This is a genomic window from Flavobacterium amylolyticum, from assembly GCF_048284335.1.
In the GTDB taxonomy this organism is placed as follows: domain Bacteria; phylum Bacteroidota; class Bacteroidia; order Flavobacteriales; family Flavobacteriaceae; genus Flavobacterium.
This window is the reverse complement of sequence record NZ_JBLVPG010000002.1, coordinates 969635-986450: the sequence shown is the minus strand read 5'-3', so window position 1 is coordinate 986450 and position 16816 is coordinate 969635. Positions and strand designations below refer to the sequence as shown.

18 protein-coding genes are annotated in these 16816 nt (G+C 35.1%); 15 read left to right on the top strand and 3 right to left on the bottom strand.

Annotated features, from left to right (window positions below):
* The 12 genes from ACNQF9_RS10470 (at position 1) to ftsY (ending at position 9991) form a co-directional block, all read left to right on the top strand.
* Positions 1-1623, top strand: coding sequence for an alpha-amylase family glycosyl hydrolase (locus tag ACNQF9_RS10470; RefSeq protein ID WP_417990189.1), 1623 nt, complete (start codon positions 1-3; stop codon positions 1621-1623).
* A 52-nt stretch (positions 1624-1675) separates the two neighbouring features.
* Positions 1676-2191, top strand: coding sequence for a cupin domain-containing protein (locus ACNQF9_RS10465; protein ID WP_417990188.1), 516 nt, complete (start codon positions 1676-1678; stop codon positions 2189-2191).
* Between the two features lie 125 nt (positions 2192-2316).
* Positions 2317-3492, top strand: a complete 1176-nt coding sequence (locus ACNQF9_RS10460; RefSeq protein ID WP_417959482.1) for a glycosyltransferase family 2 protein — start codon at positions 2317-2319, stop codon at positions 3490-3492.
* Between the two features lie 84 nt (positions 3493-3576).
* Positions 3577-4890 carry a dihydrolipoamide acetyltransferase family protein gene (locus tag ACNQF9_RS10455; RefSeq protein WP_417959484.1) on the top strand — a complete coding sequence of 438 codons (1314 nt, stop codon included), beginning with the start codon at positions 3577-3579 and terminating at the stop codon, positions 4888-4890.
* 145 nt (positions 4891-5035) lie between these two features.
* Positions 5036-5812 (top strand): exonuclease domain-containing protein, encoded by a 777-nt coding sequence (locus tag ACNQF9_RS10450; RefSeq protein WP_417959485.1) that lies wholly within the window; start codon positions 5036-5038, stop codon positions 5810-5812.
* A 40-nt stretch (positions 5813-5852) separates the two neighbouring features.
* Positions 5853-6464: a fumarylacetoacetate hydrolase family protein gene (locus tag ACNQF9_RS10445; protein WP_417959486.1), complete on the top strand. Its 612-nt coding sequence runs from the start codon at positions 5853-5855 to the stop codon at positions 6462-6464.
* Complete coding sequence (locus tag ACNQF9_RS10440) at positions 6464-6808, top strand: Hpt domain-containing protein (protein WP_143386771.1); 345 nt, start codon at positions 6464-6466, stop codon at positions 6806-6808. Before ACNQF9_RS10445 ends, ACNQF9_RS10440 begins: the two co-directional genes overlap by 1 nt.
* A gap of 165 nt (positions 6809-6973) precedes the next feature.
* Complete coding sequence (locus tag ACNQF9_RS10435) at positions 6974-8227, top strand: CinA family nicotinamide mononucleotide deamidase-related protein (RefSeq protein WP_417959488.1); 1254 nt, start codon at positions 6974-6976, stop codon at positions 8225-8227.
* A 72-nt stretch (positions 8228-8299) separates the two neighbouring features.
* Positions 8300-8536, top strand: coding sequence for a 50S ribosomal protein L28 (gene rpmB, locus ACNQF9_RS10430; protein WP_024980263.1), 237 nt, complete (start codon positions 8300-8302; stop codon positions 8534-8536).
* Positions 8537-8563: 27 nt separating this feature from the next.
* On the top strand, positions 8564-8746 hold the full coding sequence (rpmG, locus tag ACNQF9_RS10425) for a 50S ribosomal protein L33 (protein WP_017495179.1): 183 nt from the start codon (positions 8564-8566) through the stop codon (positions 8744-8746).
* Positions 8747-8755: 9 nt separating this feature from the next.
* Positions 8756-8908, top strand: coding sequence for a DUF4295 domain-containing protein (locus ACNQF9_RS10420; RefSeq protein WP_072675716.1), 153 nt, complete (start codon positions 8756-8758; stop codon positions 8906-8908).
* Between the two features lie 129 nt (positions 8909-9037).
* Positions 9038-9991, top strand: a complete 954-nt coding sequence (gene ftsY / locus ACNQF9_RS10415) for a signal recognition particle-docking protein FtsY (RefSeq protein ID WP_417959489.1) — start codon at positions 9038-9040, stop codon at positions 9989-9991.
* Positions 9992-10179: 188 nt separating this feature from the next.
* On the opposite strand, the gene ACNQF9_RS10410 is transcribed toward ftsY, so the two are convergent.
* Positions 10180-11256: a serine hydrolase domain-containing protein gene (locus ACNQF9_RS10410; RefSeq protein ID WP_417959490.1), complete on the bottom strand. Its 1077-nt coding sequence runs from the start codon at positions 11254-11256 to the stop codon at positions 10180-10182.
* Positions 11257-11488: 232 nt separating this feature from the next.
* On the opposite strand from ACNQF9_RS10410, the gene ACNQF9_RS10405 reads away from it, so the two are divergent.
* Positions 11489-11932: a hypothetical protein gene (locus ACNQF9_RS10405; protein ID WP_417959491.1), complete on the top strand. Its 444-nt coding sequence runs from the start codon at positions 11489-11491 to the stop codon at positions 11930-11932.
* Complete coding sequence (locus ACNQF9_RS10400; RefSeq protein ID WP_417959492.1) at positions 11913-12209, top strand: DciA family protein; 297 nt, start codon at positions 11913-11915, stop codon at positions 12207-12209. Before ACNQF9_RS10405 ends, ACNQF9_RS10400 begins: the two co-directional genes overlap by 20 nt.
* A gap of 117 nt (positions 12210-12326) precedes the next feature.
* On the opposite strand, the gene ACNQF9_RS10395 is transcribed toward ACNQF9_RS10400, so the two are convergent.
* Positions 12327-12746 carry a nucleoside-diphosphate kinase gene (locus ACNQF9_RS10395; RefSeq protein WP_039109514.1) on the bottom strand — a complete coding sequence of 140 codons (420 nt, stop codon included), beginning with the start codon at positions 12744-12746 and terminating at the stop codon, positions 12327-12329.
* Positions 12747-12833: 87 nt separating this feature from the next.
* Positions 12834-14423 (bottom strand): bacillithiol biosynthesis cysteine-adding enzyme BshC, encoded by a 1590-nt coding sequence (bshC, locus tag ACNQF9_RS10390; RefSeq protein WP_417959493.1) that lies wholly within the window; start codon positions 14421-14423, stop codon positions 12834-12836.
* Positions 14424-14565: 142 nt separating this feature from the next.
* Between bshC and ACNQF9_RS10385 the strand changes: the two genes are divergently transcribed.
* The gene (locus tag ACNQF9_RS10385) at positions 14566-16764 is read left to right on the top strand and encodes a B12-binding domain-containing radical SAM protein (protein WP_417959494.1); all 2199 of its coding nucleotides are present in this window, start codon (positions 14566-14568) and stop codon (positions 16762-16764) included.
* Positions 16765-16816 lie beyond the last annotated feature (52 nt).

The window sequence follows — 16816 nt, the reverse complement described above, 5'->3', positions numbered from 1 at the left end:
ATGAAATATACAATCAGCACATTATTTTATTTGTTGCTGTTTGCTGGTAGCTCCGTTGCCGGACAACAGCATGAAAATTCAGAAAAATGGTGGAAAGAATCGGTATTTTACCAAATCTATATGCCTAGTTATGCAGACAGTAATGGCGATGGATATGGCGATTTTAAAGGGATGACCAAAAAGTTGGATTATTTGAAGGGGTTGGGCATAAAAGGTATTTGGCTGACTCCATTTCTCACTTCGCCAAAGGTAGATAACGGTTATGACATTGCTAATTATTATGAGGTGGATCCTACTTATGGCAGCAAAGCAGATTTTGATACTTTTTTGAAAGAAGCGCATAAAAGCGAAATTAAAGTGATTATGGATATGGTGCTGAATCATACTTCAACGGAGTGCAATTGGTTTCAGGAATCTCGAAAATCAGTTGACAATCCATATCGGGATTATTACATTTGGAAAGACAAACCCAACAATTGGGAATCTTTTTTTGGTGGAACCGCTTGGGAGAAAGACATGGTAACCCATCAATATTACTATCATAAGTTTGATAAAAAAATGGCAGATCTCAACTGGTCGAATCCTAAAGTTGTGGCTGAGGTTCAAAAAGTACTACGCTTTTGGCTGGATAGCGGTGTCGATGGATTTCGATTGGATGTGATCAATTTCTTAACCACCGATGGAATTACGGCGAATAACCCGTCAAAAGACGGGCTACAACAGCACACCAACGACATTGATCAGGCAGGTGTGAAAAATGCCATGCGAATCATAAAATCGACTGTAAGCGAATATGATAATCGTTTTATAGTAGGAGAAATAGGAAGCGATAAAATTGAGGTTTTAAAACAATACCAGTCACAGGATTTGTTGGATGTGGTTTTTAATTTCAACTTTGGAAGCATTAAAACATTTTCTTCGCAACGTATTTTTGACGAGATGCAAAGTATGGAAAAAAACATGAGCAATTATCCAACTTTGTTTTTTGGAAGCCATGATATGCCTCGAATGCTAGACCGATTAGCCGATGGTAATCCTGATAAAGCGCTGGCATTAGCGGCATTGATGCTTACCGCTAAAGGGGTTCCTTTTGTTTATTATGGAGAAGAAATCGGGATGCATAACATCATCGCAGAAAATTTAGGCGAAATGGTCGATATTCAAGGAAGGACTCATTATGAATTGGCTCTGGCCAAAGGTAAAAAATCGAATGACGCACTTGTTGAAGGAAATGAGCACAACCGGGACAAATCCCGAAGTCCGATGCAATGGAATGGAACTCCTTTCGCAGGTTTTTCAACACAGAAAACCTGGATAAAAATTAATCCGGATTACAAAAAAACCAATGTTCAGCGTTTAATGAACAAAAAAAAGTCCATTCTTAACGGCTACAAAAAGCTGATTGCGCTGCGAAATAATGAAAAAGTTTTGCAATATGGGAAATACGAAAGACTAGAACATCATAACAATCAAATTTTGTTTACCCGTTCTTTGGAAGGAGACCAAATCACGGTACTTGTGAATTTTGGTAAAGAAACGCAAGTGAGTGTTCCAAAGGGAGCACAAATCCTAATGGGAAACTCAAAATTAAAATCGAATGAATTTATCATTTATAGCCACTAGAATTTGCTTAAATACTATTAATGGAATATTTTTACTTTTTTAAAACAAAAAAATGAACCTTAACATATTTGATACACAAGAAAAAAGTGCTGTTTTTGAACAAATTGCAACAGCATTAAAAAAAGAAAATTTCACCATAATAAAGCAAGATGAAACCCGACCTTGGGGAGGTTTTTTTGTAATTGATGAAAGTCAGGCAGCTGCTTTTGCAGCTCAATTTTTTCCACATCTTGAAATGGATGTGATTAAAATTACAAATAAGTTGAGTCCGAAAATTTTGGTTGTTGCTCCGCATAAAAGATTGTCATGGCAATTTCACCATCGCAGAGCCGAAATATGGAAAATACTCTCCGGAGAGGTTGGGGTAAAAACGAGTTTGACCGATGAAGAGGGGGACATTCAGAAGTTAGCACCAGGTACTTTTATTCAAATGGACAAAGGGGAACGGCATCGTTTGATAGGTCTTGATTCTTGGGGGATAGTTGCCGAAATTTGGCAGCATACAGATCCAGAAAACCCTTCGGATGAAGATGATATTGTTCGTTTGCAGGATGACTTTGGCAGATAAACAAAAGTATTTTCGATCATTATAGATTTTAAAGTAAATAGAAGTACTGGTGTCAAATCATATTTTGCTATTTTTAAAAACTTTTAACCTTTGTCTTTTTACATCTTAAAAGATATCTTTGAAAAATGCAGGTATCCGTCATTATTCTCAATTACAACGTGCGTTATTTTCTCGAATTATGTGTTTTGAGCGTTCAAAAAGCGTTAGAAACCATTGATAGCGAAATTATTGTAATTGATAATAATTCTCCTGATGACAGTTGTGAAATGATAAAGCAGCGTTTTCCAAGCGTAAAACTCATTATGAATTATGAAAATATAGGTTTTCCAAAGGGTAACAACATAGGTGTTGCTCAAGCTAAAGGAAAGTATATTTGCATTCTTAATCCTGATACTGTTGTCGCTGAAGATACGTTTATAAAAATCTTGGCTTTCGCCCAAAAACAATCTAATTTAGGGATTATAGGCTGCAAACTAATCGATGGTTCGGGGAATTTTTTGCCCGAAAGTAAACGTGGTATCCCAACTCCTTGGGTTGCTTTTACAAAAATTACAGGTTTATACAAATTGGTTCCTAAATCAAAAATATTTGGGGATTATTATGCACAACATTTAAACGAAAATGAAACAGGGAAAGTTGATATTCTCGTAGGTGCTTTTATGTTTATGAAAAGGGATTTGTATCTTGAAATGGGAGGTTTTGATGAAAATTGTTTCATGTATTCCGATGATATTGATTTGTCTTATCGCGTTTCGCAAAAAGAAAAAGCCAATTTTTATTTCCATGAAACTACCGTAATTCACTACAAGGGAGAAAGTACCTTTAAGGATGAAAGATATATGAAACGTTTTCAAGAAGCTATGAATTTTTTTTATAAAAAGCATTTTAAAGTTTCTTTATTCTTTTCGATTTTTATGCAAATGGGGATTGTTTTTTTCTCTTTTATAAAAAGGTTTCAAGGAAAAACCTTCCGGAACCTTGGGGTAAAAAATCTTTCTAAATCCTATTTATTGTATTCATCAGAGGAAAAATTGATGGATAAACTGGTTTTAGTTTTGCAAAATAAAGTGCAGTTTCACGGTTTAAAAACAGAAAAAATGGTAATTTCGTCTTTTGTTAAAACTAAAAAAGCAACTGAAATTATTATAGATAACGAATTTGTTTCTTTTAAAGATACGATCTCAATTCTTGAATCTTTAAGAAATAGAGGGTATACGTTTAAAATATTACCAAAAAATGCTAATTTTTTAATAGGAAGTAATAATAGTTATGAGAGAGGTGAGATTATTAAAATAGAGTAAAAAATTACATTTAATGTAATTTATATTTGAAATATTTAGTAATTTCGCAAACTGAAAATCAATATCACCTTTTAGGTTAATAATATGGCAAGATTTGAATTGAAACTTCCTAAAATGGGAGAAAGCGTTGCAGAAGCGACCATTACAAATTGGTTGAAAGAAGTTGGAGACAAAATTGAAGCCGATGAAGCGGTACTGGAAATTGCTACTGATAAAGTAGACAGTGAAGTGCCAAGCGAAGTTTCGGGAATTTTGGTAGAACAATTGTTTGGAAAAGATGATCTAGTTCAAGTAGGTCAAACTATAGCAATAATTGAAACCGAAGGTGGAGAGCTCGTGCCAATTGTTAAAGAAGCTGCAGCCGCTGAGGTTGTTGCTGAAGTAGCAAAAACTGATACAGCTGCGAAAGAAATGGTTGCAATCTCTTCAGATGTGTCTGCTGACTATTCAGAATCTGAAAAATTCTTATCTCCATTGGTGAAAAATATAGCCAAAGAAGAAGGGGTTTCGGTTGCGGAATTAGCCTCAATTTCCGGAACAGGAAAAGAAGGAAGAGTAACTAAAAATGATATTTTAGACTACGTAAAAAATAGAAAAAACCAACCAATAGTATTGGCTCCTGTTGCTGCGGTTCAAAAACCAGCAGTAGTTCCAGTGGCTCAAAAAGCAGCACCGGTATCTGTAAGTGGTGGTGATGAAATTATAGAAATGGACAGAATGCGCAAGCTAATTGCGGGTTATATGGTCGCTTCGGTACAAACGTCAGCTCACGTACAATCGTTCATCGAAGTTGATGTGACAAATATTGTGAAATGGAGAGAGAAAAATAAAAATGCGTTTGAAAAGAGAGAAGGCGAAAAATTGACTTACACGCCAATTTTTATGGAAGCAGTGGCGAAAGCACTCAAAGATTTTCCTGGAATGAATATTTCTGTTGATGGGGATTACATCATAAAAAAGAAAAATATAAACCTTGGAATGGCAGCTTCATTGCCAAATGGCAACTTAATTGTTCCGGTTATTAAAAATGCAGATCAATTGAATTTAGTTGGAATGGCAAAAGCGGTAAACGATTTAGGAGGTCGGGCCAAAGCTGGAAAACTAAAACCAGACGATACGCAAGGCGGAACCTATACGGTTACGAATGTTGGAACTTTTGGAAGTGTTTTTGGTACGCCAATATTGAATCAGCCACAAGTAGGGATTTTAGCGCTTGGAGCCATTCGAAAAATGCCTGCAGTAATTGAAACTCCAGAAGGGGATTTCATTGGGATTCGCCAAAAAATGTTCTTGTCACACAGTTATGACCACAGAGTTGTAGATGGAGCATTAGGAGGTAGTTTTGTAAAAAGAGTTGCTGAGTATTTAGAAGCTTTTGATGTAAACAGAGATGTTTAAAAAAGTATAATTGTAATAAAACCCGATTGATTTTTAAAAATCAATCGGGTTTTATTTTTTTTGATAGTTTAAGGAACTTTAAACGTTGAACTTTAAATGAAATTAAACCCAAATTTCTATATTTGTAATCAAGCAAAAATTAAAAATGGAACTTAAACTCAATAAACCAATTTGCTTTTTCGATCTTGAAACCACAGGGATAGATATCGGTAAAGACAGAATTGTAGAAATTTCAATATTCAAAGTTTTTCCTAACGGAAATAAAGAGGGTAAAACATGGTTAGTCAATCCCACGATTCCAATTCCACCTCAAACAACAGCTGTTCATGGAATAACTGATGAAAAAGTAGCTGATGAGCCTACTTTTAATGAATTGGCATCGCAAGTTTACGCGATGATTAAAGACAGTGATTTGGCTGGGTTTAATTCAGATCGTTTTGATATTCCGTTATTGGCAGAAGAAATGCTTCGAGCCGGAGTAGATTTTGACATGAAAAACAGGGTTTCGGTAGATGTACAAACTCTTTTTCATAAAATGGAAGAACGCACATTGGGGGCGGCTCACAAGTTTTATTGTGGAAAAACGTTAGAAAATGCGCATTCAGCAGAAGCGGATACGATGGCTACATATGAAATATTAAAGGCGCAATTGGATCGTTATCCGGAATTAGAGAACGACATGAAATCGTTATCGGAATTTACGACACGAAAGAAAATAGCGGACTTTGCAGGTATGATTGCTTTTGATAAAGATAATGAGGAAATTTTTACTTTTGGAAAACATAAAGGTGTCAAAGTCGATAAAATTCTAGAAACAGAACCCGGATATTTCAGTTGGATTCAAAACGCGGATTTTCCTTTGTATACTAAGAAAGTTTTAACCGCAATCAAACTTAGAAAATTGAACAATAAATTAAGTTAATTTGGAACTTTTCAATAATTAAATTTTTAATTAAAACCAAATGAAAATAATCTGTATCGGTAGAAATTATACCAATCACATAGCTGAATTGCATAACGAGAGACCTACAGAACCTGTAGTCTTTATGAAACCCGATTCGGCTATTTTGTTAAAACAGCATCCGTTTGTAATTCCGGAATTCTCAGATGATGTACACCATGAAATTGAGATCATTGTTAAGATAAGTAAAGTGGGGAAATACATTGAGCCTAAGTTTGCTCATAAATATTATGACGAAATTAGTGTTGGGATCGATTTTACGGCTCGGGATTTACAGGATAAATTAAAAGCAAAAGGATTGCCTTGGGAAAAAGCAAAAGCGTTTGATGGATCGGCAGTTATAGGAGAATTTTTACCAAAAATTCAATTTAGTTCGTTAGAAAATATTACTTTTGAATTAACCAATAATAATAAAACGGTACAAATAAGTAATTCTAGTTTTATGCTATGGAAAATTGATGAACTCATTTCGTATGTTTCTCAGTTTTTTACGTTAAAAATTGGGGATATTATTTTTACAGGAACTCCAGAAGGGGTCGCTGCAGTAAAACCTGATGATGTTTTAGAAGGATTTTTAGAAGGACAACAACTATTTAGAATACAAGTGAAATAATGGCTATAAATTACAACCTCTCAAAAGTGTACGCACTTTCAGATAACGATGCGGAATTTGTAAATGAAATTCTAACTTTATTTGTTACCGAAGTGCCTGATGATTTACTACAAATCAAAGAAGGAATAAAAAAGAAAGACCATAAGCATGCTTATGCTTATGCGCACAAGATTAAGCCTACGCTTGATTTAATGGGTTTAAACGTGGCTTTTGAAGAGATTCTTCAAATTGAAGCCTGGACCAAAGCCGAAGGTAAAAAGAAAGATATTAAAGAGACTTTTAAGAGCGTAAAAAATCAAGTCAATGACGCTATCAAAGAAATCAAAAAAGATTTCGATTTGTAATATTGGGGCGTGACCCGCTGAAAAAACGGGTCGGGCTATCCGCTATAATTTCCCTAAAAAACGGGAAGATTTTCACTTTTATCCCTCACGCAAAAAAACGAATGTACTATTTTATACATTCTATTTTTAGATTGCATTCTCATAAAAAAAAACAGCACAAAAATAATGAAAGCAACCGTAGTGACCATTGGTGACGAAATTTTAATAGGTCAAATTGTGGATACGAATTCTGGTTTTATAGCTAAGTCGTTAGATAAAATTGGTGTTGAAATCACCGAAATGATTTCGATTAGTGATGATAAAAAGCACATTTTAGATACGTTTGTCGCACTTCAAAATAAAGTTGATCTAGTAATTATCACAGGAGGTTTAGGACCAACAAAGGATGATATTACTAAGAAAACATTTTGTGATTATTTTGAAGATGAATTGGTTATAGATCAAAAAGTGCTGGCTCATGTCACGCAACTTATAGAAGGTTTTTACAATCGTACTATTACGCAAATCAATAAAGATCAGGCGCTCGTTCCTTCAAAATGTACAGTGCTTCATAATCAGGTAGGTACTGCGCCAGGAATGTGGATGAAAAAGGAAAATACCGTTTTTATTTCGCTTCCCGGAGTTCCATATGAAATGAAGTATTTAATGGAGCATGAAATTATTCCAAAAGTAGTTCGGGAGTATGAACGTCCTTATATTATTCATAAAACAATTCTGACATACGGACAAGGAGAAAGTATGGTGGCGGAACGAATAGAAAATTGGGAAAATAATCTGCCGGTGTTTATTAAATTGGCTTATTTGCCTGCACCTGGAAGAGTTCGTTTGCGTCTTTCGGCTCGTGGTTCGGATAAAGAAAAATTAGAAGCTGCTCTCGAGGAAAATGTAAACTCGCTGGATGCTATAATCCATGATATTATCGTTGGTTTTGATGATGATGAAACCCTAGAGGTCGTCGTAGGGAAAATGCTGACAAAGCAAAATAAAACCATTTCCACCGCTGAAAGTTGTACTGGAGGAAAAATAGCACAGGTTTTGACGACTGTTTCCGGAGCTTCAACTTATTTTAAGGGCGGTGTAGTTTCGTATGGAACGGAGGTAAAAATTGATGTTTTAAGGATTCCTGAAAATCTTATAAACCAACATTCAGTAGTGAGTCGAGAGGTTGTTTCAGCGATGGCTCAGAGTGTGCAAAAGATGATGAAAACAGATTATGCAATTGCGACCACTGGAAATGCCGGGCCGACAAAAGGAGACTCGAATGCGGATTTAGGAACTGTTTTTATTGCATTGGCTACGCCAAATGAAATAATTGTTGAAGAATTTAATTTTGGCCAACCCCGTGAAAAAGTGATAGATAGAGCGGTAATTAAAAGTTTAGAGCTATTACAGAAAGAAATTTTAAAAAATGTACGGTAATATTGTTGGTTAATAGGTTTATTTTTCTTTTCTTTGCACCCTGATTTTGAATAACGATAAAAGATAAGTATAATGTCAAGAGTTTGTGACCTTACAGGTAAAAGAGCGATGGTAGGAAATAACGTTTCTCACGCTATGAACAAAACTAAGAGAAAATTTTCTGTAAACTTAGTTAAAAAGCGTTTTTATCTTCCAGAAGAAGATAGATGGATTACTCTAAGAGTAGCTGCATCTACGATAAAAACAATTAATAAAAATGGAATTGCTGCGGTTTTGAAAAAAGCACAGTCAGAAGGATTTATTAAATAATCCCTTCCAAAATAAAAAAATAGCAAGATGGCAAAGAAAGGTAATAGAATCCAGGTAATTTTAGAATGTACTGAGCACAAGACTTCAGGTGTTGCAGGAACTTCAAGATACATAACAACAAAGAACAAAAAAAATACTCCAGACAGATTAGAGATTAAAAAATTTAATCCAATCTTGAAACGTGTAACTGTTCATAAAGAAATTAAATAATAATTAGTCATGGCAAAGAAAACAGTAGCAACCTTACAGACAGCTTCTAAGAGATTATCAAAAGCCATCAAAATGGTGAAATCTCCGAAAACAGGTGCATATACATTCGTAGAATCTATTATGACTCCAGAATCAGTTGATGAGTTCTTGAAAAAGAAATAATATTCAATTAGCATTATATAGAAAAGCTACTTTCATTCGGAAGTAGCTTTTTTATTTTCTATATTTACCCTTAGAAAAGCGTATTAGTTCCTTTGATCTAAATACTTCATTCTTAATACTATTTATACAATGAGTTTTTTCAAAAGAATATTTTCGTCAGAGAAAAAAGAAACATTAGACAAAGGTCTTGAAAAGTCAAAAACAAATTTCTTTTCCAAGTTAACCAAAGCGGTTGCTGGAAAGTCAAAAGTAGATGATGAAGTTCTGGATAATTTAGAGGAAATCCTTGTAGCCTCAGATGTTGGTGTAAATACAACCTTAAAGATTATTACTAGAATAGAAAGTCGCGTATCCTCAGATAAATATCTGGGCATAGATGAACTTAATCAAATCCTCAGAGAAGAAATTGCTGCATTGTTATCAGAGACTAACTCTGGTGAAGCAACCGAATTTATAATTCCTACACAGACTACACCCTATGTTTTAATGGTGGTTGGAGTAAATGGAGTTGGAAAAACGACTACTATAGGAAAATTAGCCTATCAATTTAAAAAGCAGGGCTATAATGTTGTTCTTGGTGCTGCTGATACATTTCGTGCTGCAGCTATTGATCAATTGCATATATGGGCGGATCGAGTAGGTGTACCAATTGTTCACCAAGATATGGGCAGTGATCCGGCTTCGGTAGCTTTTGATACATTGCAATCAGCGGTAGCACAAAAAGCTGATATTGTTATTATTGACACAGCAGGACGTTTGCATAATAAAATTAATTTAATGAACGAATTGACCAAAGTAAAACGAGTGATGCAAAAAGTTGTTGGTGATGCACCACATGATGTATTATTAGTTTTGGATGGTTCTACTGGACAAAATGCTTTTGAGCAAGCTAAACAATTTACTGCTGCTACAGAGGTTACTTGTTTAGCGGTTACTAAACTGGATGGTACAGCTAAAGGTGGTGTTGTAATTGGCATCTCAGATCAATTTCAGATTCCGGTTAAATACATAGGAGTTGGAGAAGGAATTGAGGATCTTCAGGTTTTTAATAAATATGAATTTGTAGACAGTTTTTTTAAATAATATTGAGCCAATGAATTTTTCATCTATCAAAAAAACAAACCCTATTTATTTTTACTTTGTAAGTATTATTTCCTTCATAGTGGCAAATCTTATTAGAGATAAAAGTATTGGTTTTTATTATTTTTTGTTGCTAATCGGATTGGTTTTCTTTGTTTTAGGTTTTATAAAACGATTGAAAACGAAATAAACTACTGATACAAAGCATTTATTTTTTGCCATAAAACATCGTCAAAATCGGATAGGGCCAGATTGGCATTATCAGCAGCGTCACCCATTCTAATTACTACCATTTTCTTGCTGGGAATAACATAGATTTTCTGATCATTTTTCCCTAATGCCATAAACATATCGTTTGGTGCAGATGGTATAATGCTTCCGGGAATTGTAAGTTGGGATTGTGGTAAATGGTAGCTGCTTTTTCCATTTAGCCACCATAAATAGCCATGTCCTAAATTAATATTTTGAGAAGTCGTTGTTGCTTCGGTAAAGTAGTTTTCATCCAAAATTACGGTGTTATCCCATTTTCCTTTGTTGTACATCAACAGCCCAAAACGCGCCATACTTCTAGTTGTGCTTCCATAAACAGAATTATTGCCTGATTGCAACCAAGCGCCGTCCATCCCTATTTTGGTTCTTAATTTTGCATTGAAATAATTACTCCAAGTTTGACCGGAAGCCTGCGCAATAATATCTTGTAATTTTACATACACATTATGATAGGCCCATCGCGTTCCTGCATCGGATTTGTATTGCAGGCTTGCAGGAGCGACATCATCGCCATTAGCTATGTCATCGATACCAGAAGTCATGTTGAGCAAGTTTTTACAGGTAATTAGATTTTCTTTTGCTAATGTTTCGCTTGTCCAGCCTGTTCCAATATATTCTGAAACTTTTGTATTGATGTTTAAGAATCCTTCCTGTTGGGCTATACCTGTTAATGTTGCTGTTAATGTTTTTCCAGCGCTTGCCCAATACCAATTGGTCGTTGCTGCATGCCCGTTGAAATAATTTTCAAATACTATTCGTCCATTGACCAGAATAATGAAACTTTTGGAGTGTTTCAGTTCTAAATAATCTAAAAGTGGCAGAACAGCTGTTTGTTTCCAGCCCAAACTTGCAATTGATTTTGTTTCCCAAGTTGTACCTGTTAACGGTGGAAAGTAGAGTGTTTCTGTTGGGGTAGGAATGGGAGATGTGTCGGCAGATTCAGAGCTGCAACTCATGCACAAAAATGCGAAAAGCAGACTGTAGATTGTTTTAGACATGTTCTGGCTATTTGTGGTGTAAGATCAAAAATATAGAAAATAGTTTAATGGGGGTTGAGTTTTTTGTTTTTGTTTGAGTTTATTAAGTTTAACTTTGTCCTTAGAATTAAGCTTCTTTTTAATTCGATCGCCATAGCCCTGATGGTAACATAAATCCTTTTTAACTGCTTTTGCAGCGGGTAAAAAGATTGAAGTAAAAAGCAGGAAAGAGCTCCTAAAAAATAAATTAAATATGAAAAACACATTCAGCCTTCTTTTTATAGCACTCTTTTTTGTGGGGTGTCAGCAAAAGATAAAGCCAGCCGATGTTGAGAAATTAAATGGGTATTGGGAAATTGAAATGGTTACTTTTGATACTGTAAAAGATAAGGATTATAGTATCAATGAAAGCTATGATTACTTTGAAATAGATAAAAATAATAAAGGAATTCGGAAGAAGGTAATGCCGCAATTAGACGGGACTTTTTTGGTGAATGATGCTTATGAAAACGTGGTGGTACGATTCAGAGACGACAAAATTTATATTGATTATTCGACTCCTTTTACGAAATGGAGTGAGGAACTAATCACTTTGACAGATGATGAATTAGTGTTGCTAAATGCAGAAAAAACAGCATATCATTACAAGAAAACGGGACCAATAAATTTACTAGGAGATGGCAAAAAGGTTAAATAATCAAAGTACAGTAGGGGATGTTTTGAAACAAATTATCCAAGTAAACAAACTGCAACCCGGAATGGATCAGATTGACGTTAAAGACGCCTGGAAAAATCTTATGGGGAACGGTGTGAACAGTTATACAAATAATGTGGTTTTGAAAGGAAGTACGTTGTATGTGGAGCTAACTTCATCCGTATTAAGAGAGGAATTGAGTCACGGAAAATCCAAAATTGTTGCTATGATTAATGAGGAATTAAGGCGCGATGTGGTAAAGGATGTGGTTTTGAGATAGTGAAGAAGTGATCATTATTCAGTTTTGGTTTTTTCGGTTTATAAAAAAATCCCGTTTTGATACGGGATTTCTATTTTATTATAATTCGTAACTGTAACTGTAACTGAAAACGGAATACTAGAACTGCTCTCTTCCAGCAAAATGGAACGCACCTTCGATAGCTGCATTTTCATCACTATCAGATCCGTGAACTGCATTTTCTCCAATAGAGGTAGCGTATGCTTTACGAATAGTTCCTTCAGCAGCTTCAGCTGGGTTTGTAGCACCAATTAAAGTTCTAAAATCTTCAACAGCATTGTCTTTTTCTAAAATAGCAGCAACAATTGGTCCTCTTGACATGAATTCCACTAATTCACCATAAAATGGTCTTGCAGCATGCACTTCATAAAATGCTTGCGCATCAGCTACAGTTAATTGCGTTAATTTCAAAGAAACAATTTTGAAACCTGCAGTAGTTATCATAGCAAGTATGTTTCCGATGTGTCCGTTAGCAACAGCATCAGGCTTAATCATTGTAAATGTTCTATTAGTAGCCATCTTTTTGTTTTTTTAAATTTTGTGCAAAAATAGTATTTTTTTATTGATTATTTTTACAAATTCGGTACTCAAATAAAGGTTATCTGATTAAAGTATAATAATATCAAAATTGTTGTCCAAGGGTTTGAGTTGTTTGACGACTTTTGAAATCAGGTTTTCACCGTATTCCAAATAAAATTCCGAAAAATTAGTTTGTCGTTCCTGTAAACTTTGGTTTGGGAATAACTCGTTTTGCAAGTCGGTAATGCGTTGTAATTGTTCTGTATGTTTGCGTTTTTGGGCTTTTAATAACCTTCTTTCCAGATTTTCCAATCCTTTTAGTTGTTTCGCTTCCTGTGCTTTTACAGCTCCGGTAAAGGATTTGTCGGTTTGATGCACTAATGAGTGTAAATAATGAAATTGATTTTTTAAATGTTCTTTTTGAATGGTTAAATCAATAGGAAATTCTGAGAGTACTTTTACTTTGTCATTGATTAGATCTACTTGTTTGCTAAATAAAGCTGCCCAGGTCAAATCTAATTTATCGGCTTTTTTTGCTTGCTTTTCAGTTGCAAGGAGTACAGAATTTCTTAGCAAGAGTATAGGGAAAGTTATTTTTGCTGCAGCAAAAAAAGATTTTAGTTCTAGCCAATAGGCAATTTCTCCACCTCCGCCAATGTAGCATAGATTGGGCAAAATTACTTCCTGATATAACGGACGCATTATCACATTAGGACTAAATTTTTCAGGATGATTTTCTAAAAGTGATAAAATCTCACTTTCAGAAAACTCAATTTTTGTATGATTTACTTTGTAGGTCCCGTTTTCAAAGAGGATGCGTTCGCGTAAATCATCTTCGATGTAAAACAAATTGATTTCACGGGGATTCACTTGAACCGTGTAGTCTTTTAATTTTTCAACAGTTTCCATCACCAATTTATGGGAGGACTGGTGAAGTAATTCTTCTTTTACATAAGGAATGAAGTTGCGTTTTAAATCGGCATTATCCGCGTCCAAAATGACTAAGCCATACGCTCCAAAAAGCGCATTTGCCAAAAACCTCGTGGCATCGGCTAAATTATCATGATTGAGATAGGAATCTTCAAACAGTTTTTTGAGTGTATTTGCATTGGTGCTGGAACCTAATTCCAGCGCATATACTTTAAGAAAATCTGCCAAGCCTTCACTGGACAATCGTCCAACGGGACCTGTGCTTTCTTTGTTCCAACGGAATTTTTTACCTTTAAAATTAAAATAATTGATTTCTTCAAAATCATGATCCTCGGTTGCCATCCAATAGATGGGAACAAAGTTATATGTTGGATATTTCGCTTTTAACTCAGTTGTTAAATTAATGGTCGAAATGATTTTGTACAAGAAATATAAAGGACCACTGAATAAATTCAATTGGTGGCCTGTAGTAACCGTAAATGTATTTGGACTGTTTAGAGATTGAATATTTTGTTTGGTCAAAACAAAAGTTTCAATTGTAGCGTATTGTTTTTCTAAAACAGATACCAAAGTAGCTCTGGATCTATCATTAAAATTAGCTTGCTTTTCCAGTATTTGTCCTTCAAAGTTCTCAAGTGTTGGAAATCTGTTATATAAAGTTTGTAAATTTTTATTCGAGTCTAAATAATCATTCATCAAAGAAGAAAAATATCCGGAATTCTGATAGCTGATACAGTCGGTTGGCATGTTATGAGTTTCTAAATTTGAGGCTAAAGTAAGAAAAAGTAAAGTTATGTTTTTTTGGTTTAAGATATGTTTAGGAAATGTCTATTTTTAAATTGCTAGGAATCCATTTTTAACCTTTATTTTTGCACAAAACTTATTTCTTTTGAAAACCAAATTATTCTTAATCACGCCTCCGTTTACCCAACTGAATACACCGTATCCGGCAACCGCTTACATCAAAGGGTTTCTGAATACCAAAAATATTGAATCTGTTCAGGCAGATTTGGGTATCGAAGTAATTTTGAAATTATTTTCGAAGGCTGGGTTAGAAAATTTATTTACTGTTGGAAGTTTAAAGTTCAAAAATGGAGAGATCTCTGACAATTCGAAACGTATTTTCGCTTTACAAGATGAATATCTAAAAACGATTGATCCCGTAATTGCTTTCCTTCAAGGAAAAAATCCAACCTTGGCACTTCAAATCTGTCAGGAAGATTTCTTGCCAGAAGCCTCGCGATTTGTACAATTAGAAGAACTGGATTGGGCTTTTGGAACGATGGGAACGCAGGACAAAGCGAAACATTTGGCCACTTTGTATCTCGAAGATATTTCTGATTTTATTGTAGAATGTGTCGATGCCAATTTTGGTTTCAGTCGCTATGCCGAACGTTTGGGGCGAAGCGCCAATTCTTTTGATGAATTGTACGAAGCTTTACAACAGAAACCAACATATATTGACAACCTACTCCTTTCGATTTTAAAAGAACGAATTGAAACCATTCAACCTACATTATTCCTGATTTCGGTTCCTTTTCCTGGGAATTTATACAGTGCTTTTCGTTCGGCACAATGGGTCAAAAAGCAGTATCCGAATATCAAGATTTCTATGGGTGGCGGTTTCCCAAATACGGAATTGCGTTCCCTTTCGGATGCTCGTGTGTTTGAGTTCTTTGATTTTATTACGTTGGATGATGGTGAAACACCCATTGAAGAATTAATTTTTAATATTGAAAATCTGGATTACAATTCCTATAAACGAACCTTTCTGTTGGAAGACGGAAAAGTCATTTACAAAAATAATTCCCTAAAACACGATTACAAACAATCCCAAGTGGGAACTCCCGATTATTCGGATTTGCTTTTGGATAAATACATTTCGGTTATCGAAATTGTGAACCCCATGCACCGTATGTGGAGTGATGGGAGATGGAATAAACTCACCATGGCGCACGGTTGTTATTGGGGGAAATGTACGTTTTGTGATATTTCTTTAGACTATATCAAAGTGTATGAACCTGTTGCTGCCAACTTGTTGTGCGACCGAATGGAAGAAATGATTGTGCAAACCGGGGAGAATGGGTTTCATTTTGTAGATGAAGCTGCACCTCCGGCATTGATGCGGTCTTTAGCGCTCGAAATCCTTCGCAGGAAATTAGCTGTTACCTGGTGGACCAACATTCGATTCGAAAAAAGTTTTACTAAAGATTTGTGTTTGCTGTTAAAGGCGTCTGGTTGTATCGCTGTTTCCGGCGGTCTTGAAGTGGCTTCGGATCGATTATTGAAATTGATTGACAAAGGCGTAACCGTCGAACAAGTGGCGAAAGTAACCCGAAATTTCACCGAAGCTGGCGTAATGGTTCATGCCTATTTAATGTATGGTTATCCGACGCAAACCATTCAGGAAACCGTAGACAGTCTCGAAATGGTTCGGCAATTATTTGAAGTTGGGGTATTACAATCTGGATTTTGGCATCAATTTGCGATGACTGCGCACAGTCCCGTGGGCTTATATCCGGAGAAATTTGGCGTGGTAAAAGAAACCGAAATTGTAGGAACTTTTGCTAATAATGATATTAATTATACAGATACAACAGGAATCGATCATGATAAATTTAGTTTTGGACTCAAGAAATCTTTGTTCAATTTCATGCATGGAATCTGTTTTGATTATGAACTGCAGGATTGGTTTGATTTTAAAATTCCAAAGACTAAAATTTCACCTGATTTTATTTTTGACGCTTTACACGAAGAAGAGGATTTCAATAGTAAACCTACAGCCAAAATCGTTTGGTTAGGCGGGAAGCCGTTTACAGAACATTTTACCAAATCCAAAAAAGGGAATTCTTGGGAACTGATGACCTTAACTTTTCATGATAAAAAGGAAAGTTTCAGTATTCAAACCAATAAAAACGAAGGAGATTGGCTAGTAGAAATACTACAAAAAATCTCGGTTTCGAATGCTAAAATCCATACGTTTCAAGAAGTTAAAACTGATTTCGAAATACAATTGGAAGACTTTGAATTGTTTTGGTATTCAAAACCAGTTAAAACCCTTAGAGGATTTGGGTTGTTAGTTTTGTAATTATTGTTTTGCGAGACTATATTAAATTAGCATAAAACTTTCTTTTTTGCTT